This is a genomic window from Pseudomonas sp. OV546 (assembly GCF_900116845.1).
Lineage (GTDB): Bacteria > Pseudomonadota > Gammaproteobacteria > Pseudomonadales > Pseudomonadaceae > Aquipseudomonas > Aquipseudomonas petroselini.
Genome location: NZ_FPCE01000004.1, coordinates 135233 through 155777 on the forward strand (window position 1 = coordinate 135233; position 20545 = coordinate 155777).

Consider the following 20545-nt stretch of genomic DNA (forward strand, 5'->3'; position numbering starts at 1 on the left):
GCGCTTGCGGCAACCGCTACGCACACCCGTCCATGCCCAGCTGATCATTTTTTAATCGGCCCGAGCAACGCCATATGAACCGTGGCTTGCAGCCATATGCGCGCAGGTTATCCACAACTGCGCCCACAGTCTTTGGGGGCAAGTGCAAAAAGCCTCAGGCCTCTATACACAAGGCCTACAGGCGGTTTTAGAAAGTTTTTTGCTTGACCTCGGCCGGAGCGTATGTAGGCCCATGGGCAGGGGGAAATTCCAGACGATGGCTCCAGGCCAGTCATTCCGGCCTCTGCGGCCGTCTTTCCAGAGTTTAGTCACAGACTTATCCACAGGATGAACAGACTTTTTCCGGTCACATACCTGTGTCTTTAAACAGGTTGACAAACCCCTCGATCGGTCGCAAAAAAGCCACTGATCAAAAAACAACCACAAGTCTGAAAGCCACGGTTTTAAAGGCGTTCAGCCAGCTACTCCCACGTTACCCACAGCCGGTTCCACAGTGGATGGGGACAAGTCAAAACTGTGACAAAACAGGGATTTGCGGCGGCTATATGTCGCGCTTTGGAGGCGGGCTGGATTTGTTTTCCACAATTTGGTGGAGCGCGTGTGGACACCCTAAAAACAAATCTGGATCTGCTCAATGTGGGAGGGGCACCGCCCCTCCCACAGGGTTCCTGCATTATGAGTTAGATCAGTGACCGCCGAGGTAGGCGTTGCGCACTTCCTCGTTCACCAGCAATTCCTTACCGGTACCGGTCAGGCGAATCTCGCCATTGACCATCACATAAGCCCGGTCCGACAGGCGCAGCGCATGGTTGGCGTTCTGCTCCACCAGGAAGATGGTCATCCCGGTGGACGCCAGCTCACGCAGTGTGGAAAAGATCTGCTTCACCACAATCGGCGCCAGCCCCAGGCTCGGCTCGTCGAGCAGCAACAGCTTCGGCCGGCTCATCAGCGCACGGGCGATGGCGAGCATTTGCTGTTCGCCGCCGGACATGGTCATGGCACGCTGGTTACGCCGCTCCTTGAGCCGTGGAAACAGCTCGAACATGCGCTGCATGTCTTCCTGGGCAAACTTGTCGCCAATGGGGATGGTGCCCATCAGCAGGTTTTCCTCGACGGTCATGTCGGGGAACACCCGCCGCCCTTCCGGCGACTGCGCAATGCCGTTGGAGGCGATGTAGTGGGACGACTTGTGAGTAATGTCCACGCCGTTGTAGAGGATCTGCCCCGACTCGGCCCGTGGCTGGCCGAAGATCGACATCAGCAGCGTGGATTTGCCCGCGCCGTTGGAGCCGATCAGGCTGACGGTTTCGCCTTCGTTGATGTGCAGCGAGACTTTTTTCAGGGCCTGGATCGGGCCGTAGAACACGTCCAGGTCCTTCATTTCGAGGATAGGTCCGCTCATACCAGCTCCTCTTCGTCGGCGCCCAGGTAGGCAGCAATCACTTTCGGGTCGTTACGGATCGCGTCCGGCCCCCCTTCGGCGATCACGTTGCCGTGGTCGAGCACCACGATGTGGTCGGAAATACTCATCACCATGCCCATGTCGTGTTCGATCAGCACCACCGTGAGGTCGTGTTCGTCGCGCAGCAGGCGAATCATCGCGCTGAGGGCTTCGGTTTCCTGGGGGTTGAGGCCCGCAGCGGGTTCGTCCAGGCAGATGATCTGCGGCCGGGTGCACATGGCGCGGGCGATTTCCAGGCGACGCTGCTGGCCGTAGGAGAGCTCACCGGCCAGACGGTTGGCGCAGTCCACCAGGTCGACGACTTCCAGCCAGTAGAAGGCGTGGTCAAGGGCGTCGCTTTCAGCCTTGCGGTAGCCCTTGGTGTTGAGGATACCCGCGAGCATATTGCGGTTGACCCACATGTGCTGGGCCACCAGCAGGTTTTCCAGCACCGACATTTCCTTGAACAGGCGAATGTTCTGGAAAGTCCGCGCCAGACCGGCACGATTGACCAGGTGGGTGCCGCCGAACATCTTGTAGTACACGCGGCTGAAAAAGCTTTTGGGTGACACGAAGTCGATGGCCTTGAAGCGCTCGCCCAACAGCTGGATCACGTTGGTCTGCTGGCCACGGATGTTGAGTTCGATCTTGCCGCCACTGGCTTTGTAGAAGCCGGTGAGGCAGTTGAACACCGTGGTCTTGCCGGCACCGTTAGGGCCGATCAGGGCGAAAATCGAGTTGCGTTCGACCTTGAGGCTCACATCGCTCAAGGCCTTGATGCCACCGAAGTGCATCATCAGGTGTTCCACGGAGAGCACGACTTCCTTGCTCATGGCGCCACTCCTTTACGTGGGGTCACACCGGTACGGCTGATGCGGATCAAGCCGCGCGGTCGCCAAATCATCATCACCACCATCAACACGCCAAACAGCAGCACGCGGTATTCGGAGAAGCTGCGCAGCAGTTCAGGCGCAACGGTCAGCACGAACGCCGCAATCACCACGCCCACCGTCGACCCCATGCCGCCCAGCACCACGATGGCCAGGATCAGCGCCGATTCGAAGAAGGTGAACGACGACGGGTTAACGAAGCCCTGGTAGCTGGCAAAGAACACACCGGCCAAACCGGCAGTCGATGCACCGATAGTGAATGCCGAGAGCTTGACCAGCACGTGGTTCAGGCCCATGGAACGGCAGGCGATCTCATCTTCGCGCAGGGCTTCCCAGGCGCGGCCGACCGGCATGCGGGTCAGGCGGTGCTTGATGTACAGCACGGCCAGCACCACCAGGAACAGCACGATGTAGATGAAGAGAAATTTGATGTTGGGGTTGTAGTCGATGCCGAAGAACTCATGGAAAGGAATCCCGCCATCCTTCGCGCGCTTGCCGAACTCCAGGCCGAGGAAGGTCGGTGACGGCACCGGCATGCCGTTTGGCCCACCGGTAAACGACAGCCAGTTGTTGAGCACCAGGCGGATGATTTCACCGAAGCCCAGGGTCACGATGGCCAAATAGTCACCGTGCATTCGCAACACCGGGAACCCGAGTATGCACCCCGCCAACGCTGCAGCGATGGCCGCCAGTGGCAGCACCGTCCAGAAGCCCAGGCCCAGGTATTGATAACCTAATGCCAGCCCGTAGGCGCCGATGGCGTAGAACGCCACGTACCCCAGGTCGAGCAAGCCGGCCAGGCCCACCACGATGTTCAGGCCCAGGCCGAGCAATACGTAGATCAGCCCGAGGATCACCACCGTCAGCAGGTACTTGTTGGCGAAGATCGGGAACACGATGGCGATCACGATCAGTGCCGGGATGATCCAGCGCAGTCGCGACTTGTAGTCCGGGGCGAGCACGTGCACGCCAGAGCCACTGCTCTCGAAGCCCTGCAGGATCTTCAGGCCCTTGGGGGTTTGCAGGAACAGGCTCATGGCAAAGCGGCCGACCATGACGATGGCCACCAGCAGGCCCACGCGGGCCGGTTCCAGGTTGAAGCCGTAGCCGTCGAGTACAACGCCGACGATCGGACCGAACACGATCAACGAAATCAGCCCGGCGAGGACCGTATCAACCACACTTTTCTTGATATCGATGGGTTTGGCAGCAGACATATTTACACCTTCGCCACGAGTGGGCGACCAAGCAGGCCCTGAGGACGGAAAATCAGAATCACCACCAGCAGGGAGAAACTGAACACGTCTTTGTAGTCAGAGTTGATCAACCCCGAGAACAACGACTCGGAGATACCGAGGATGATCCCGCCCAGCATTGCCCCAGGCAGGGAGCCGATGCCGCCGAGTACCGCCGCAGTAAACGCCTTGATGCCGATGATGAAGCCGGCATAGAAGTCGAAGGTGCCGTAGTTGAGGGTGATGAGCACGCCGGCCAATGCCGCCATGGCGGCACCGATGACGAACACGTAGGAGATCACCCGGTCGGTGTTGATGCCGAGGATCGAGGCCATCTTGCGGTCTTGCTGGGTTGCGCGGCACATACGGCCGAGCTTGGTGTACTTGATGATGTAAGTGAGCAACGCCATGCCGGCAAACGCCGCCACGAGGATGAACACCTTGGTGTACGTGAGCTGCACGAACCCGCTGCCGATATCGACACGCCAGGCCCCGGCCAGCAGGGTGGGAATACCTTGTTGTTTCGCGCCCTGGGCGATCTGCGCGTAGTTCTGAAGGATCAGGGAGATGCCGATGGCGCTGATCAGCGGAGCCAGGCGGGTGGAATTACGCAGTGGTTTGTAGGCGACACGCTCGATGACCCAACCGTAGACGCCAGTGACGACGACAGTGAAGACCAAAGTGCCAAGAATGAGTAGCGGGAAGGATTCGATGCCGAAGTAAGCCAGCAGTGCCAGACTGATCGCCGCGAGGTAAGCGGAAATCATATAAACCTCGCCGTGGGCGAAGTTGATCATGCCAATGATGCCATAGACCATTGTGTAGCCGATGGCGATCAGGCCATAGACCGACCCGAGGGTCAGGCCGTTGACCAGTTGCTGCAGGAAAATACCATCCATAACGCAATCTCACGCGGTGAGCACCTGCACACCGGTGGGTGTGCGGCGCTTCTGGAGGAAAACAGAGGTTTGCTCCTGTCGGAGCACGCTTGTGTGGCGAGGGAGCTTGCTCCCGCTGGGCTGCGAAGCAGCCCCAAACTGGGCGATCGAGATACACCAGGTGTAACTCGTTGAATGGTTTGGGAGTGCTACGCACTCCAGCGGGAGCAAGCTCCCTCGCCACAGCAAGCCCGCTCCTACAAGGGATCAGGCGTTCTGCTTACTTCTGTTTTTCCAACTGGTGGTATTTGCCGTCTTTATCCCACTGGTAAACCACGTAGTCGGAGACTTTCAGGTCGCCCTTGGCATCCCACGTCTTCTCGCCCATGACGGTTTTCACCGGGTGAGCCTTGAGCCACTTGGCGGCGTCTTCGCCTTTATTGGATTTGGCACCGTTGAAGCCGGCGGCCAGGGCCTGGACCGAGGCGTAGGCGTAAAGGGTGTAGCCTTCCGGCTCGTAGCCAGCCTTACGGAAGTCATCAACGACCGCCTTGCTGTCTGGCAACAGGCGTGGGTCGGCACCGAAGGTCATGTAGACGCCATCGACGTACTGGTTGCCACCGGCGGTTTTCGCCAGTTCGTCGGTCACTACGCCGTCGTCGGACATGAATGCGGCTTTGAGGCCGGCTTCACGGATCTGGCGAACCAGTGGGCCGGCTTCAGGGTGCAGGCCGCCGAAGTAGACGACGTCGGCACCAATGGAGCGGATCTTGGTGACCAGGGCGCTGAAGTCTTTCTCGCCACGGGTCAGGCCTTCTTCCAGCACCGGCTTGACGCCGCGCTTGGTCAACTGGGCAGCAGTGGCGTCGGCCAGGCCTTTGCCGTAGGTGTCCTTGTCGTTGATCACCGCGACTTTCTTGCCCTTCAGCACGTCGACGATGTAATCGCCGGCGACAATGCCTTGCTGGTCGTCGCGGCCGCACATGCGGAACATGGCGCCCAGGCCGCGCTCGGTCACTTGTGGGTTGGTGGAACCTGGGGTGATCGCGATGATGCCCGCTTCGTCATACACCTCGGACGCCGGAATGGTGTTAGAGGAGCAGAAGTGCCCGACCACGCCGATCACTTTGTCCTGGTCCGCCAGGCGGTTGGCCACGGCCACGGCCTGCTTGGGTTCGCAGGCATCATCGCCGGCAACCAGCACGATTTTCTCGCCGTTGATACCGCCGGCCTTGTTGATCACATCGGCTGCCGCCTGGGCACCCTTCATGTACTGCTCACCGAAAGCGGCGTTGGCACCGGTCATCGGCCCCGCAACGCCAATCTTCACATCAGCTTGAACAAACGTAGAAACACCCAGCGCCGCAGCAACGGCGAGGGCCAGAAAACCTTTCTTGTAAAACGTCTGGGACATGAGTGGTGCTCCGATATTTTTGATTTTTGGCACGACAACTTGCGTTCAAACTTTTCACTGAAAGCCCAGAGCAAAGCGCGTGCCATTAGGTTTTTATTCTTCAAAAAGACACGGTGTCATTGTTATTGCAGGCGTTTCGGCGCCTTTTGCCAGGACGTGCAACCGCCTGGCACACGGAGGTGCAACCAATGACTGCAAAAAGTACAACCCTGGAAGGTGGCACCTGCAACCAGAGGGATAAACGACAGCTCCTGCAGCTGTAACAGCATGCGTAACGGAACTGCACATTTACAGTGCGTGATTGCTACGACTTGCACCAATACAGATTAGTAGGCTGCTAAGAAAATGCAGGCTTTTGAGCGGTATTTCGTTGATCAGATCACGATCCTCAGGCATTGCCCGGCGTGATACAGCGAAAACCCAGCTTCATATAGACAGCTACGCAGGCCTACGCCGGCCAACGGTTGCATCGGCGTGAATGGGATCGGCAGAGCCTGGGGATTCTGGTGACACACATAGTCGGCAAACGCCTTGCCGACCACGCTGCCAGTGGTCACGCCGCGCCCGTTATAACCGGTGACCGCCAACAGTCCCGGAGCGGGTTCGAACAGGCGCATCAAGTGATCCGGGGTGAAGGCGATACAACCGGTCCAGGTGAACTCCCACTGCACCGATTTGAGGTACGGGAAGTAATGCCGCTGCACCCGATCAGCCCACGCCTTGAGGAACCAAGCGGGTTTCTGGTTGCCGTTGCCCAAGCTGCCGAGCAACAGGCGGCCATCGGCATCGCGGCGGATGCTGCTCAAGACCTGGCGTGTGTCCCAAGAGCCTTGGCCGCCCGGGAGGATTTGCCTGGCGGCGTCGTCGGTCAGCGGGGCCGACGCGACCTGATAGTAATAGCCGGGGAAGAAATTACGCCGCAGCTCGGTCCATTCGCCTTCGGTGTAGGCGTTGGATGCAATCACCACCTGTGCAGCCTGCACTGAACCTTGCGCGGTTTGCACCGACCACTGCGCACCCTGGCGCTCAAGTTGGGTGACGGGAGAATGGTCGAACAGCTGCCCGCCCAGGTCGACTGCCGCGTTGGCCAAACCACTGGTGTAAGCCATCGGATTCAAGGTGCCGGCACGTCTATCCAGCAAGGCAGCGGCGATTTTGCGCGTGCCCGTAGCGTCCTCGCAGGCCTGGCCGGTGAGTAATTCCACCGGTGCGCCACGACGCTTCCATTGTTGTTCACGGCTGCGCAAATCTGCCTCGCCACGGGCGTTGTGCGCCATGTGCAAGGTGCCCTCGCGGCGCAATTGGCAATCAATGTTGTACTTGTCGATCAGGCTGAACACCAGCGACGGCGCCGCGCCCAACATCCGGTTGAGCTGACTGCCCACCGCCTCGCCGAAACCGGCTTCGATCTCGTCCGGCGGGATCCACATCCCCGCATTCACCAGCCCCACATTGCGGCCCGAACCGCCGTGGCCGGTACGATGGGCCTCCAGCACGGCAACGCTTTTACCCTGTTCCAACAAATGAATGGCCGCCGACAGGCCGGTGATGCCGGCACCAATCACGCACACATCGACCTTGACCTCGCCGCTGAGCGCAGCGCGATCCGGCCGGCCTGGGGTGAGGTGTTCCCACAAACATGTTTCGCGCAGTGCCATTGCCAGACTCCGATGAGACCTAACAAACAACGAGTGTTCTGAATTGCTAACCCAATCCAATGTGGGAGGGGGCTTGCCCCCGATGGCGGTGTGTCAGTCGACAGATGTACATCTGATCCACCGCGATCGGGGGCAAGCCCCCTCCCACATTTTCAACCGCGTTTCGACAGCGGCTTAGTCGAAAGTGATGCCCTGCGCCAGCGGTAACTCCAGCGAGTAGTTCACGGTATTGGTCTGGCGACGCATGTACCCGCGCCACGCATCCGAACCCGACTCACGTCCGCCACCGGTCTCTTTCTCACCGCCAAACGCGCCGCCGATTTCCGCGCCACTCGGGCCGATGTTGACGTTGGCGATGCCGCAGTCGCTGCCGACCGCCGACATGAATTGCTCGGCTTCACGCACGTCGGTGGTGAAGATGCACGACGACAAGCCTTGCGGCACGGCATTGTTCAGGCGCAGGGCTTCGGCGAAGTCGCTGTAGCCCACCACATAGAGAATCGGGGCGAAGGTTTCGGTGCACACCACATCGCTTTGCTCGGGCATTTCCACAATCGCCGGCGACACGTAGTAGGCGTTGGGGAACTTGTCTTCCAGCTGACGCTTGCCACCGAACACCTTGCCGCCTTCGCTCAGGGCTTGCTCCAGGGCGTCCTGCATAGTGTCGAAACCATGCTTGTCGATCAGCGGGCCGATCAGGTTGCCTTCCAGCGGGTGGCCGATGCGTACTTTGGAATAGGCTGCCTTGAGACGCGTGACGATTTCTTCTTTGACCGACGCGTGGGCGATCAGGCGGCGCAAGGTGGTGCAACGCTGGCCGGCGGTGCCGACGGCGCTGAACAGGATCGCCCGTACGGCCATGTCCAGGTCGGCGCTTGGGCCGAGGATCATCGCGTTGTTGCCGCCCAGCTCAAGAATGCTGCGGGCAAAACGTGCGGCGACCTTCGGCGCCACTTCACGGCCCATGCGCGTGCTGCCGGTGGCGCTGATCAGGGCGACGCGCGGGTCATCCACCAGCGCGGCACCCGCGTCGCGGCCGCCGATGATCACTTGGCTCAGGTACTCGGGGGCGCCGTCGAATTGCTTCAACACGCGCTCGAACAGCGCCTGGCAGGCCAGGGCGGTGAGCGGGGTCTTTTCCGACGGTTTCCAGATCACCGCGTTGCCGCACACCAGGGCCAGGGTGGTGTTCCACGCCCACACGGCCACCGGGAAGTTGAAGGCGCTGATCACGCCGACCACACCCAGCGGGTGCCAGGTTTCACGCATGTGGTGGCCCGGACGCTCGGAGGCGATGGTCAAACCGTACAACTGGCGCGACAGGCCGACGGCGAAGTCGCAGATGTCGATCATTTCCTGCACTTCACCCAGGCCTTCCTGGGTGATCTTGCCGGCTTCCCAGGACACCAGCTCGCCCAGGTCGGCCTTGTATTCACGCAGTACATCGCCAAATTGACGTATCAATTCGCCACGGCGCGGTGCCGGCACTTTGCGCCAGGCTTCGAATGCATGCTCGGCGCGACTGACCTGTTGCTCCACCTCGGCCGCGCCCTCCCAGTCCACGGCGCCGATGCGACTGCCATCAATCGGCGAATGCACAGGCTGTTTGCCCGACTGGTACAGCGCCGGGTTTACCCCGAGACGATCAAGCAATGCGGCAACCATGGGTCACTCCTTCAATCTGCAAACAAAAAATTGCGCCGCGGCCCGCACGGCGATCCAGGCCTTATTTGTAGCTGGCCCAAGACTTGCCAACAAACGACGATTAGGCGAGATATCATTCCGTTTATTCATGCAAAGAATAAAAAGAGGTGTGCCGTGCTGAACAAAAGACATTTGCCCTCGATCACTGCCCTGCAGTGTTTCGAAGCCGCGACCCGCCACCTCAGCTTTACCCGCGCCGCCGAGGAGCTGAACCTCACGCAAAGCGCGGTGAGCAAGCAGGTGGCGCAGTTGGAAGAACTGCTGCAACACCTGCTGTTTCGTCGGGTGCGCCGCCGCTTGCAGATGACCCCGGCAGGCGACCTGTACCTGGTGGAGGTGCGCAAGATCCTTACGCAGGTGGAGATGTCCACCCACTATTTGCGCTCCTATGGCGGCGAGACCGAAGTGTTGCGCGTCTCCACGCCCTACACCTTCGGCGCGCGCTGGCTGGTGCCGCGCCTCAAGGGCTGGCGGCTGCGTCATCCGCAGATCCATCTGGACCTGTGCAACGAGCAGGACGCGGACGACCTGCTGCAAGGCAAGGCCGATATGGCCTTCTACTTCGGCCAGGGCTCACGCCCCGGCACCGAGAGCCTGAAACTCTTCAGCGAGGAGCTGGTGCCGGTGTGCGCGCCGGAGAGCTTGCCGGCCCAGCCGTTCACCGATCCCACGCAACTGAGCGACCTGGTGCTGCTGCAAAACGCCTCGCGGCCACAGGGCTGGCATGATTGGTTCGCCAGCCAGGGCTTCCACACCGAGCACAGCTATCACGGGCCGCGTTTCGACACCTTCTATATGTGCATTCGGGCCGCGCAGGTAGGGTGTGGTGTCGCGCTGCTGCCGCGGTTTCTGGTGGAGGAGGAATTGGCCGACGGTAAGTTGGTGATTCCTTGGCAGCATGCGATGCCGAGTCAGGACGCGTATTACCTGGCCTACCCGGAGCATTCGGCGGAAGTGCCCAAGGTGCGGGATTTTGTGAAGTGGATGATGGAGCAAGTTATTTAGTGCCTGGAATACCGCTATCGGGAGCAAGCTCCCTCCCACATTTGAATGCATCCACAAATCAAAATGTGTGAACCCGGTCAAGTGTGGGAGGGGGCTTGCCCCCGATGGCGTCAGAGGCTTCAAAGAAAAAATCACTGGCAAAACCCTACAGGTCTATGCGCCACTAGCCCCTTCATTAATTGTGCGTAAAGGTCGGCACCCATCGCCGACCTGTCTGGAGATTCCCGTTATGAGCGAGAGTGTGTTTGCCGATCGCATCGTGCAGAACTTGCTCGACACCGACTTCTACAAGCTGACCATGATGCAGGCGGTGCTGCACAACTACCCCAACGTGGAAGTTGAATGGGAGTTTCGTTGCCGCAACAGCGAAGACCTGCGCCCGTACCTGGCGGAGATCCGTTACCAGATCGAACGCCTCGCCGAGCTGAGCCTGAGCCCGGATCAATTGGGCTTCCTGGAGCGCATCAGCTTCATGAAGCCGGACTTCCTGCGGTTCCTCGGGCTGTTCCGCTTCAACTTGCGTTATGTGCAGACCGGCATCGAGAACGGCGAGCTGTTCATCCGCCTGCGCGGGCCGTGGCTGCATGTCATCCTGTTTGAAGTGCCGATGCTGGCCATCGTCAGCGAAGTGCGCAACCGCTACCGCTACCAGACCGTGATCCTCGAACAGGCCCGCGAACAGCTGTACCGCAAGTTCGACTGGCTGACCGCCAACGCCAGCAGCGACGAGCTGTCCGAGCTGCAAGTGGCCGACTTCGGCACGCGCCGACGCTTCTCGTACCGGGTGCAGGAAGAGGTGGTCAGCGTGCTCAAGCATGACTTCCCTGGGCGCTTTGTCGGCACCAGCAACGTGCACCTGGCCCGCGAGTTCGATATGAAGCCGCTGGGTACCATGGCCCACGAATGGATCATGGCCCACCAGCAGCTCGGCCCGCGCCTGATCGACAGCCAGATCGCCGCGCTGGACTGCTGGGTCCGCGAATACCGTGGCCTGCTGGGTATCGCCCTGACCGACTGCATTACCACCGACGCGTTCCTCGGCGACTTCGACCTGTACTTCGCCAAGCTTTTCGACGGCCTGCGCCATGACTCCGGCGACCCGGTGCAGTGGGCGGAAAAAGCCATCGCCCACTACCACAAGCTCGGCATCGAACCGATGAGCAAGACCCTGGTGTTCTCCGACAGCCTGTCGCTGCCCAAGGCCCTGGAAATATTCCGTGCGCTGCGCGGTCGGATCAATGTGAGCTTTGGCATCGGCACCAACCTGACCTGCGACATTCCAGGTGTCGAGCCGATGAGCATCGTGCTTAAAATGACCGCCTGCAATGGCCAGCCCGTCGCGAAGATCTCCGATGAAGCGGGCAAGACCCACTGCACCGACCCGAATTTCGTCGCCTATTTGCGTCATGTTTTCAAAGTACCTGCCATCTCTAGCAAGGAGTGAATCATGCAAGCCGTACAGCGTGAGATTGCTGAACAGCTCAAGGTCCAAGCGCCGTTTAACGACCAGGCCGCCCTTGAGGCCGAGGTTGCCCGCCGCGTGACCTTTATCCAGGATTGCCTGCGCAATTCCGGGCTCAAAACGTTGGTGCTGGGCATCAGTGGTGGCGTCGACTCCCTGACTGCCGGCCTGCTCGCCCAACGCGCGATGCAGGAACTGCGCGCCAGCACCGGTGATGAGGCCTACCGTTTTATCGCCGTGCGCCTGCCCTACGAAACCCAGTTCGATGAGCTCGACGCCCAGGCCTCGGTGGACTTTATCGAGCCCGACGAGCGTCACACCGTGAACATCGGCCCAGCGGTGAAAGCCCTGGCCAATGAAGTGGCGGCGTTCGAAGGCAAGGCGGCGGTGTCCCGCGATTTCGTGCTGGGCAACACCAAGGCGCGCATGCGCATGGTGGCGCAGTACACCATCGCGGGCGCGGCGGGTGGGCTGGTGATCGGTACCGACCATGCAGCGGAAGCGGTGATGGGTTTTTTCACCAAGTTCGGTGATGGGGCCTGCGATTTGGCCCCCTTGAGCGGGCTGGTGAAGAACCAGGTGCGTGCGATTGCACGGCACTTTGGGGCGCCGGAGTCGCTGGTGGAAAAGGTTCCGACGGCCGACCTGGAAGACTTGTCGCCGGGCAAGCCGGATGAAGCGTCCCATGGCGTGACCTACGCCGAGATCGATGCCTTTCTGCACGGTGAGCCGGTGCGTGAGGAAGCGTTCCAGATTATCTGCGAGACGTACCGCAAGACTGAGCACAAGCGGGTCATGCCGTTTGCGCCGTGAGGTGAACCAGATAGGCTGGTGTTGACTGTTATACCGCTATCGCAGGCAAGCCAGCTCCCACAGTTGACCGGCTTCCAGCATGAGAATGCGGTGGAATGTGGGAGCTGGCTTGCCTGCGATGAACGATGACGCGGTTCAACTGACCGCCCACAAAAAAGCGCCCTTCAGGGCGCTTTTTTTTCGACCGGCGTCGGCTTACTTAACGGTCACAGTGCCTTTCATCATCGAGATGTGGCCTGGGAACGAGCAGAAGAACGCATAGTCAGTCCCGGCGGCCAGCTTCGACACGTCGAAGGTCACCGAGTCTTTCTCGCCGGCACCGATGATTTTGGTGTGGGCGATGATGCGGTCGTCACCTGGCTTCAGGTAGTCCTTATCAATACCGGCAGCCATGCCATCGGTGGCCACCGGCTGCATGTTGGCCGCACTGGTCAGCACCCAGTTATGACCCATGACGTTTTTCGGCAAGTTGCCGGAGTGAGTCAGCTCGACGGTGAATGTCTTGCAGCTCTTGTCGATTTCAATGGCTTTGGTGTTGAAGGACATCTGGTCAGTGGAGTCGACGGTGACCTTGCACTCTGCAGCAAGCAACTGGCCGCTCGCCAGAGTCAGCAGGGAAACAGCAACGAGTTTGGCAAACATGTGAATCTCCAAGGCAGGGTTTAAACAATACGTCATGCGACAAGGGTGCCTGATACAGGCATAAATTCTTATGATCTGAATCAACAGATTGTATACAACTTTAGGCTATCAGACTGATCAACACAATCAACCAGCCAAAGTACTGCCACCTGCCTATGATCGGCCCATCACCCACTGGAGTCCGAGCCATGCACCTCAATCAACTGTTCAACGGCCTGTTGGCTGCCTACGCCTGCGGTAAGTGAAGGCCAAGCGCACCTTGAAGCTGCTACCATGTCGTCCCAAGGCAGCTGCGTGCCGCCACCCTCACCTTCGACCCTAGAGGATCGCCCATGGCCAAACCTAATTACTCCTTCGCCAAACGTCAGAGAGACTTGGCCAAGGAACAGAAGAAAGAGGAAAAACTGCAACGCAAGAAAGCCGCTGCAGATGAAGAAGCCGGCGCACTGAACCCGGATGCTGAGGGTGATGTTGAAGTAACGAACGACGCGACCGAAACACCAAAAGATCCGGCTGAATAATTTCCTTTGTGCTGAGCCGGCGCCTCCGGCTCGGCACAATCAACCGTTATTCCAGCGGCATCACCGTCACCCGCACTTCCGGGTCATGGTTCCCCCCTCCCAGAATCACCCCTCGCAACGGCGACACATCAGAGAAATCCCGGCCCCAGGCCAGGGTGATGTGCTCCAGTGCCGGTTGCACATTGTTTGTCGGATCAAAATCCACCCAGCCCGACACCGGGCAATACACCGACACCCATGCATGGGACGCATCGGCGCCGATCAGCCGTGGCTGGCCGGGCGGTGGCTGGGTGAGCAGGTAGCCGCTGATGTAGCGCGCCGCCAGCCCGCGCGAGCGCAGGCAGGCGAGCATCAGGTGGGCGAAGTCCTGGCACACACCGCGTCGTCGCTCCAGCACCTCTACCAGCGGCGTGGCGACCTGGGTGGCTTCGGCATCGAAGGTGAACTCGCTGAAGATTTTCTCCATCAGCGCCTGCACGCCCAGCAACAACGGTTTGCCCGGCGGGAAACAACTTTCTGAAAACTCGACGAAGGTTTTTTTCAGGTGCACGTAGGGCGATTCAAAACGGTAGCGGCAAGCCTCGATCAGCTCGGGGGACATGGCCTGGCTGCTGTAGGTGAGGCTATCGCGGGTCTGGTCCCAGGGCGGCGACTGCCGGAAATCCAATGCCGGCCGCGCCAGCACTTCCACGGTCAGCCCGGCGTTCACCAGCAATTCATCATGGGGTCGCTCAAAGGCCAGGCGCGTTATCGGGTTGCCGAACACATCCAGCTCATCGCGACGTGACGATGGCTGCGGGCTGATCTCCAACTGCTGCGAACTGCAGCGCTGCCAGGCGCACGGCCGAGGCCACAGGTGCGCCAACTGCTGGGCCAGGGACACGGCGCTGTCGTAGTGGTAATGGGTATCGTGGAAAATCTGGTAGCGCGCACTCATCACACCGACACCGTTTGCTGGCTGACATCATCCACATGGGCGAAATGGCGCAAGGCCAGGCGATCCGACACTTGCCCACTCTCATCGGCGACCGCTTGCAGCAGGTCCGCCAGGCCATCCAACGCGGCACGCACACTGGACTCGCCAAACAACGGGTTCTCCAGGCAGCCCAGGTCGAAACGCGCCAAACGTTCGATCAACGGGGCGAGACCGGTTTCCCGAGGCACGCCGAAATCATCGTTGAGCCGCCGCAGGGTGCGGCTCACCAGTTTCAATTGGAACAACACCGCATGGGGGTTCTGCTCGTCCAGCAGCAGCAGGTCGAGCACCGGGATCAACTGCGGCACGGCCAGGTAACGCGAGCGGTAGGTGATGCTGCTGTTGCCCAGCTCCAGCAACCACTCCAACCCCGCCTGATCAAACACCGCCACGCCACGCAAAAACGCCGCGAGGCTGCTGCTGAGGAATTGCAGGCGCTCGATGCGCCGGCCCATCATCAAGAAGCGCCAGCCTTCGTCGCGGGTCATGTCGTCCAGGGCAAACCCGGACAGCGCCGCCAGGGACATCACCAGGCGGTTGAGGAAATCCAGCAATTCGCCAAAGTCCGGGGTGTCGCTTTCCAGCTCCATGGCTTCGCGCTGCAGCTCTACCAAGGCCTGCCAGTTCTCCCTGGACAACTTGCCGCGCACCTGAGATGCCGCCCACTGCAAGCGTTGCAGGTTGGCGCGCAAGCTCGACGGCCAGTCGTCACCGAGCAGCGCAGCCAGCAGGCGTTCGGGCAACTCGCCCTCCTCCGGCAGCAGGCGCAGGTTTTCACCCAGCTCGACGGCCGCTTGCAAGGCCAACGGATCGTCGCCGTCCACATAGCGCGCCAGCACGATGCGCAACCAGCGCGCGCTGTCATCACAGCGCTCGCAGTAACGACCAAACCAGAACAGGTTTTCCACCACGCGGGACGGCAGATAAGGATCGCGGCGCACCAGGTCGTGGGCGCCGATCGCGCGCTGCGCGCGCCACTGCTCGCCACCGGCGGCGCGTTCACCCAGCACCCACGTGTCCTTGCTTGCCCCACCGCGCTGCATCGACACCACTTCGGCATCAGCCTCGGCGGCCACCCGCGTCAGGCCACCGGGCAGCACACGGTAACCCTCGGCGCTGGCCACGGCGTACACGCGCATGCCGATGGCGCGGTGCTGCAGGTGGTCATCCACGGTGTGCCATACCGGCGCCTGGGACAATTGCGCCAGTTCCTGGGCGACGTAGGCGTAAGGGCGCGCGCGCATGCGCTCGGCCAAGGCCTGGCGCTGTTCATCGTTCAGGTCACGGCCAAATACCGGGGCGAAACTTTGCGACGGAAACGCGGGCTTGATCAGCAGTTCCGGCAGTTTCTCCAGGGCTTCGGCGAGCACCGGTGCTTCACCGCACCACCACGTGGCGATAGACGGCAGGATCAGCGTTTCACCGAACAGGAATTCGTTGATCTTGGGTAAAAAGCCAAGCAAGCCCGGGGATTCCAGCACGCCACTGCCCAGGGCATTGGCCACCAGCACATTGCCTTGGCGCACGGCATCGAGCAGGCCAGGCACGCCGAGGGCCGAGTCGGTGCGCAGTTCCAGCGGGTCGCAGAAATCGTCATCCAGGCGGCGCATGATCGCGTGTACCCGGCGCAGGCCGCTGAGGGTTTTCAGGAACACGGTGCTGTCGCGCACGGTGAGATCGCCGCCTTCCACCAGCGGGTAGCCGAGTTGGCGCGCGAGGTAGAGGTGTTCGAAGTAGCTTTCGTTGAAACGGCCTGGCGTGAGCAGCACGATCAATGGCGGCTGGTCATCACTGGGCGCCTGGCGGGCCAGGGTTTCCTGAAGCGTGCGGAAAAAACCGGTGAGGTGCTGCACCTGCAGGTCACGGTACAGGTCCGGAAAGGCACGGGACACGATGGTGCGGTTTTCCAATGCATAGCCAGCACCCGACGGCGCCTGGGTACGGTCCGCGGTGACCCACCAACGGCCATCCGGGGTGCGCGCCAGGTCCACGGCGTACAGGTGCAGGAACGCACCGTCCGGCGGCTGGATGCCCTGGCATGGCCACAGGAAATTGTTATGCCCGAACACCAGTTCGGCCGGCAGTAAGCCCTCTTTGATCAGGCGTTGCGGGCCGTACAGGTCGGCGAGCACGGCATTGAGCAGGCGCGCACGCTGGGCGATACCGGCCGACAGGTGCCGCCATTCATCAGCGGCCAGCACATGGGGCAGCAGGTCCAGTTCCCACGGACGGTCGGCGCCCTTGGGGTCGGCGTAGACGTTGTAGGTCACGCCGTTTTCCTGGATCTGCCGCGTCAGCAACGCCTGACGCTGGGCCAGTTGCGCGGGGGTGCTGCGTTGCAGGTGGTCAAGCAGGCGTCGCCAATGGGCACGTACCGCACCGCTGTCGTCCAGCAATTCGTGATAGGTGCCCGCGGTCAGCGGGTAACGGTCGAGCAAGTCGGACATGGAACGCTCGGCAGGGGCAAGGGGGCTCAGTTTAATTCAAATTCACCGAAATCTAATGTGGGCGGGGGCTTGCTCCCGACAGCGGTGAGTCAGTCAACTCATGTATCGGCTGATTCAGCGCAATCGGGAGCAAGCCCCCTCCCACATTTGTATCGTGTTTAGTCTTTTTTATTGGGGAAACGCCGTAGATCCAGGGTCATCGGCAACTCGTCGTTGATCACCAGGCTTGGCACGGGGAGCTTCCCTGGGCTGTGCCCCAAGCGGAAAAACCGCGCCATGCGCCGGCTTTCGGCCTCGTTGGCATTCACCGGCAAGCTGTCGTAATTGCGCCCGCCCGGATGGGCGACATGGTACTGGCAACCGCCCAGCGAGCGTTGCATCCAGGTGTCCAGCAGATCAAACACCAACGGCGCATGCACCGCGATGGTCGGTTGCAGGCAGTTGGCCGGCTGCCAGGCGCGATAACGCACGCCTGCGACGAACTCACCCACGCGCCCGGTCGCGTGCAGCGGCACCGGGATGCCGTTGCAGGTCAGCAGGTAGCGTTGCGGTGGCAGCCCGGTCAATTTGACTTGCAGGCGCTCCAGGGACGAATCCACATAGCGCACCGTGCCGCCCACCGCGCCCTCCTCGCCCAGCACATGCCAGGGTTCCAGGGCCTGGCGCAGTTCCAGTTCGATACCGCTGACGGCATAGTCGCCGACCTTGGGGAAACGGAATTCCAGGTGCGCGGCGAACCATTCGGCGCGCAGCGGGTAGCCGGCCGCGTTGAGTTCGACGATCACGTCGGCGAAGTCCTGCTCGATAAAGTGCGGCAACAGGAAACGGTCGTGCAACTCGGTGCCCCAGCGCGCCAGCTTCGGCGGTGCATAGGGTTCGCGCCAGAAGCGCGCGACCAAAGCGCGCAGCAGTAGCTGTTGCGTGAGGCTCATGCGCGCGTGGGGCGGCATCTCAAAGGCGCGCAGTTCCAGCAGGCCCAGGCGGCCGGTGGCGCCATCCGGCGAGTAGAGCTTGTCGATGCAGAATTCGGCGCGATGGGTGTTTCCCGTCACGTCGATCAGCAGGTTACGCAGCAGGCGGTCGACCAACCATGGCGGGCATTCTTCGCCGGGTTCGGGCATTTGCGCGAAAGCGATTTCCAGCTCGTACAGCGCATCGTTGCGCGCCTCGTCCACACGCGGCGCCTGGGACGTCGGGCCGATGAACAGACCGGAGAACAGGTAGGACAACGACGGGTGGTTATGCCAGTAGCTGATCAGACTGCGCAGCAGATCGGGTCGGCGCAGGAACGGCGAGTCCTTGGGCGTCGCGCCGCCGAGCACAAAGTGGTTACCGCCGCCGGTACCGGTGTGGCGCCCGTCGATCATGAACTTCTCGGTGGTGAGGCGGGTTTGCCGGGCCTCTTCGTAGAGGAATTCGGTGCGCTCCACCAACTCATCCCAGGTGGCGGAGGGCTGCACGTTGACCTCGATCACACCGGGGTCCGGGGTGACGCGGAAGTTGCTCAGGCGGTTGTCGGCTGGCGGTTCATAGCCTTCCAGCAACACCGGACAGTGCAGTTCCTCGGCCGTTGCCTCGATGGCAGCCACCAGTTCCAGATAGTCTTCGACGCGTTCCAGGGGCGGCATGAACAGATAGAGGCGACCTTCCCGTGCTTCGGCGCACAGGGCCGTGCGGGTCAGCCAATCGGCGGACTCGTCCACCTTGGGCACGCGCTCATCAACCGGCGCGGGTTCGCCGTGGCTTTGCAGTTGGGAGGTGGTCGGCAGCTCCGGCTGGTCCTGGTTAGGGTCCGTCGGGTGCACAAATGGATATTCCGCCGCCGTCACCCAAGGCTGCGAGGCCAATGGCAGGCGGTAGCCCAGCGGCGAGTCGCCCGGCACCAGGCGGCAATGGTTGTCGCGCAGGTACCAGCGCCCGCTTTGCCAGCGGTCATTGGCCGCCGTGCGCGCCAGGGGCAGCACTTGGCCGATGATTTTATCCAGGCCCTGGGCGAACACTTTGCGCAGGCGCTCGCGTTCCAGGTCATCGCTCAGGCGCGGGTCCTGGGCGGTGACGTTTTGCGGCAGCGCGCCTTCACGCCACAGGTAGTAGAAATTGTCTTCGAAGGCCGGGAACACAAAGCGCGCCGGCAGTTTCAGGCGTTCAGCGACGCTGGCCAGGAAACGCCCGGCCAGCGCGCCGTCCGCACCATAGTCCTGCTGTTCATCGGCGATCAACGCGCTGTTGTGCCAGATCGGCACACCGTCGCGGCGCCAGTAGCAATTGAGCGACCAGCGCGGCAGCTGCTCGCCGGGATACCACTTGCCCTGGCCGAAGTGCACCAGGCCCTTGGGCGCGTAGTGCTTGCGCATGCGCTGGAACAGTTCGGCAGACAGGCGGCGTTTATCCGGACCGAGCGCAGCGGTGTTCCATTCGGCACCGTCGGGGTCGTCGATGGACACGAAGGTCGGCTCGCCCCCCATGGTCAGGCGTACGTCGTCCTTGAGCAGATCACCGTCGATCTGCCGGCCCAAGGCCTGGATCGCCAGCCATTGGTCTTCGGTGTAGGGCTTGGTGACCCGTGGGGCTTCCCAAATCCGCTCTACCGACATTTCGTGGGTGAATTCGCACTCGCACGGCTCCACCAGCCCACTGATCGGTGCGGCAGACGAGGGATCGGGACTGCAGGCCAATGGAATATGGCCTTCACCGGCGAACAGCCCGGAGGTGGCATCCAAGCCGATCCATCCCGCGCCGGGCAAATACACTTCGCACCAGGCGTGCAGGTCGGTGAAGTCCACTTCCGTGCCGGATGGCCCGTCAAGGGCTTTGACGTCAGCGGTCAGCTGGATCAAATAACCGGAGACAAACCGTGCCGCCAGCCCGAGGTTGCGCAGCAATTGCACCAGCAGCCAAGCCGAGTCGCGGCACGAGCCGGAGGCGTTTTCGAGGGTGAATTCCGGCGTTTGCACGCCCGGCTCCATGCGGATCAGGTAGCCGATATCGGCCGCCAGGCGCTGGTTGAGGCCCACCAGAAAGTCCACCGCCGGCAAAGGTGTGCGGTCGATACCCGCCAGGTACGCGGCAAACTTCGGCGTCAGCGGCAGGGTTTCCAGGTACGGCGCCAGCTCACGCTGTTCATCGGCGGCGTAGCGGAAGGGGATTTTTTCGGCATAGGGCTCGAGGAAAAAGTCGAACGGGTTGAACACCGCCATCTCGGCGACCAGGTCGACCTCAATGCGCAGTTCATCGGTCTTTTCCGGAAACACCAAGCGCGCCAGGTAGTTGCCCTGAGGGTCTTGCTGCCAATTGATGAAGTGCTGCTCGGGCAGCACTTTCAGTGCGTAGGACAAAATCCGCGTACGGCTATGGGCAGCCGGACGCAACCGCACAATCTGCGGGCCGAGTTCGACCGCGCGGTCGTAACGGTAATGCGTAACGTGGTGCAACGCGACATGAATCGACACGGCGGCCTCC

15 protein-coding genes are annotated in these 20545 nt (G+C 61.3%); 4 read left to right on the plus strand and 11 right to left on the minus strand.

Annotated features, from left to right (window positions below; genetic code table 11):
* Positions 1 to 685: 685 nt before the first annotated feature.
* The 7 genes from BM403_RS11075 to BM403_RS11105 form a co-directional block, all read right to left on the minus strand.
* On the minus strand, positions 686 to 1402 hold the full coding sequence (locus BM403_RS11075) for an ABC transporter ATP-binding protein (RefSeq protein ID WP_012721942.1): 717 nt from the start codon (positions 1400 to 1402) through the stop codon (positions 686 to 688).
* Complete coding sequence (locus tag BM403_RS11080) at positions 1399 to 2274, minus strand: ABC transporter ATP-binding protein (RefSeq protein WP_012721941.1); 876 nt, start codon at positions 2272 to 2274, stop codon at positions 1399 to 1401. Before BM403_RS11080 ends, BM403_RS11075 begins: the two co-directional genes overlap by 4 nt.
* Positions 2271 to 3548 carry a high-affinity branched-chain amino acid ABC transporter permease LivM gene (gene livM / locus BM403_RS11085; protein ID WP_093542809.1) on the minus strand — a complete coding sequence of 426 codons (1278 nt, stop codon included), beginning with the start codon at positions 3546 to 3548 and terminating at the stop codon, positions 2271 to 2273. The genes BM403_RS11080 and livM overlap by 4 nt, the downstream gene beginning before the upstream one ends.
* 2 nt (positions 3549 to 3550) lie before the next feature.
* A complete protein-coding gene (locus BM403_RS11090) occupies positions 3551 to 4465 on the minus strand; it encodes an ABC transporter permease subunit (RefSeq protein ID WP_012721939.1) in 915 nt (304 codons plus the stop codon).
* Between the two features lie 259 nt (positions 4466 to 4724).
* Entirely contained in the window at positions 4725 to 5858 is a 1134-nt protein-coding gene (locus tag BM403_RS11095) for a branched-chain amino acid ABC transporter substrate-binding protein (RefSeq protein ID WP_012721938.1), read from the minus strand.
* Positions 5859 to 6232: 374 nt separating this feature from the next.
* Positions 6233 to 7516, minus strand: a complete 1284-nt coding sequence (locus tag BM403_RS11100; RefSeq protein ID WP_093542811.1) for an L-pipecolate oxidase — start codon at positions 7514 to 7516, stop codon at positions 6233 to 6235.
* 174 nt (positions 7517 to 7690) lie between these two features.
* Positions 7691 to 9181 carry an L-piperidine-6-carboxylate dehydrogenase gene (locus BM403_RS11105; protein WP_093542813.1) on the minus strand — a complete coding sequence of 497 codons (1491 nt, stop codon included), beginning with the start codon at positions 9179 to 9181 and terminating at the stop codon, positions 7691 to 7693.
* A 153-nt stretch (positions 9182 to 9334) separates the two neighbouring features.
* Between BM403_RS11105 and BM403_RS11110 the strand changes: the two genes are divergently transcribed.
* The 3 genes from BM403_RS11110 to nadE all read left to right on the plus strand — a co-directional run bounded on the left by BM403_RS11110 (position 9335) and on the right by nadE (position 12500).
* Positions 9335 to 10225: a LysR family transcriptional regulator gene (locus BM403_RS11110; RefSeq protein WP_012721935.1), complete on the plus strand. Its 891-nt coding sequence runs from the start codon at positions 9335 to 9337 to the stop codon at positions 10223 to 10225.
* 229 nt (positions 10226 to 10454) lie between these two features.
* The gene (pncB, locus tag BM403_RS11115; protein ID WP_012721934.1) at positions 10455 to 11669 is read left to right on the plus strand and encodes a nicotinate phosphoribosyltransferase; all 1215 of its coding nucleotides are present in this window, start codon (positions 10455 to 10457) and stop codon (positions 11667 to 11669) included.
* 3 nt (positions 11670 to 11672) lie between these two features.
* Complete coding sequence (nadE, locus tag BM403_RS11120) at positions 11673 to 12500, plus strand: ammonia-dependent NAD(+) synthetase (RefSeq protein ID WP_064053969.1); 828 nt, start codon at positions 11673 to 11675, stop codon at positions 12498 to 12500.
* 195 nt (positions 12501 to 12695) lie between these two features.
* Here nadE and azu read toward each other — a convergent pair whose 3' ends face one another.
* Positions 12696 to 13142 (minus strand): azurin, encoded by a 447-nt coding sequence (gene azu, locus BM403_RS11125; RefSeq protein ID WP_010213586.1) that lies wholly within the window; start codon positions 13140 to 13142, stop codon positions 12696 to 12698.
* Positions 13143 to 13474: 332 nt separating this feature from the next.
* Between azu and BM403_RS11130 the strand changes: the two genes are divergently transcribed.
* Entirely contained in the window at positions 13475 to 13663 is a 189-nt protein-coding gene (locus BM403_RS11130; RefSeq protein WP_064053970.1) for a hypothetical protein, read from the plus strand.
* A gap of 46 nt (positions 13664 to 13709) precedes the next feature.
* On the opposite strand, the gene BM403_RS11135 is transcribed toward BM403_RS11130, so the two are convergent.
* The 3 genes from BM403_RS11135 to BM403_RS11145 all read right to left on the minus strand — a co-directional run bounded on the left by BM403_RS11135 (position 13710) and on the right by BM403_RS11145 (position 20535).
* Complete coding sequence (locus BM403_RS11135) at positions 13710 to 14600, minus strand: transglutaminase family protein (protein ID WP_043204700.1); 891 nt, start codon at positions 14598 to 14600, stop codon at positions 13710 to 13712.
* Positions 14600 to 17086, minus strand: coding sequence for a circularly permuted type 2 ATP-grasp protein (locus tag BM403_RS11140; protein WP_012721931.1), 2487 nt, complete (start codon positions 17084 to 17086; stop codon positions 14600 to 14602). The genes BM403_RS11135 and BM403_RS11140 overlap by 1 nt, the downstream gene beginning before the upstream one ends.
* 158 nt (positions 17087 to 17244) lie before the next feature.
* Positions 17245 to 20535 carry a transglutaminase family protein gene (locus tag BM403_RS11145; protein ID WP_046033928.1) on the minus strand — a complete coding sequence of 1097 codons (3291 nt, stop codon included), beginning with the start codon at positions 20533 to 20535 and terminating at the stop codon, positions 17245 to 17247.
* Positions 20536 to 20545 lie beyond the last annotated feature (10 nt).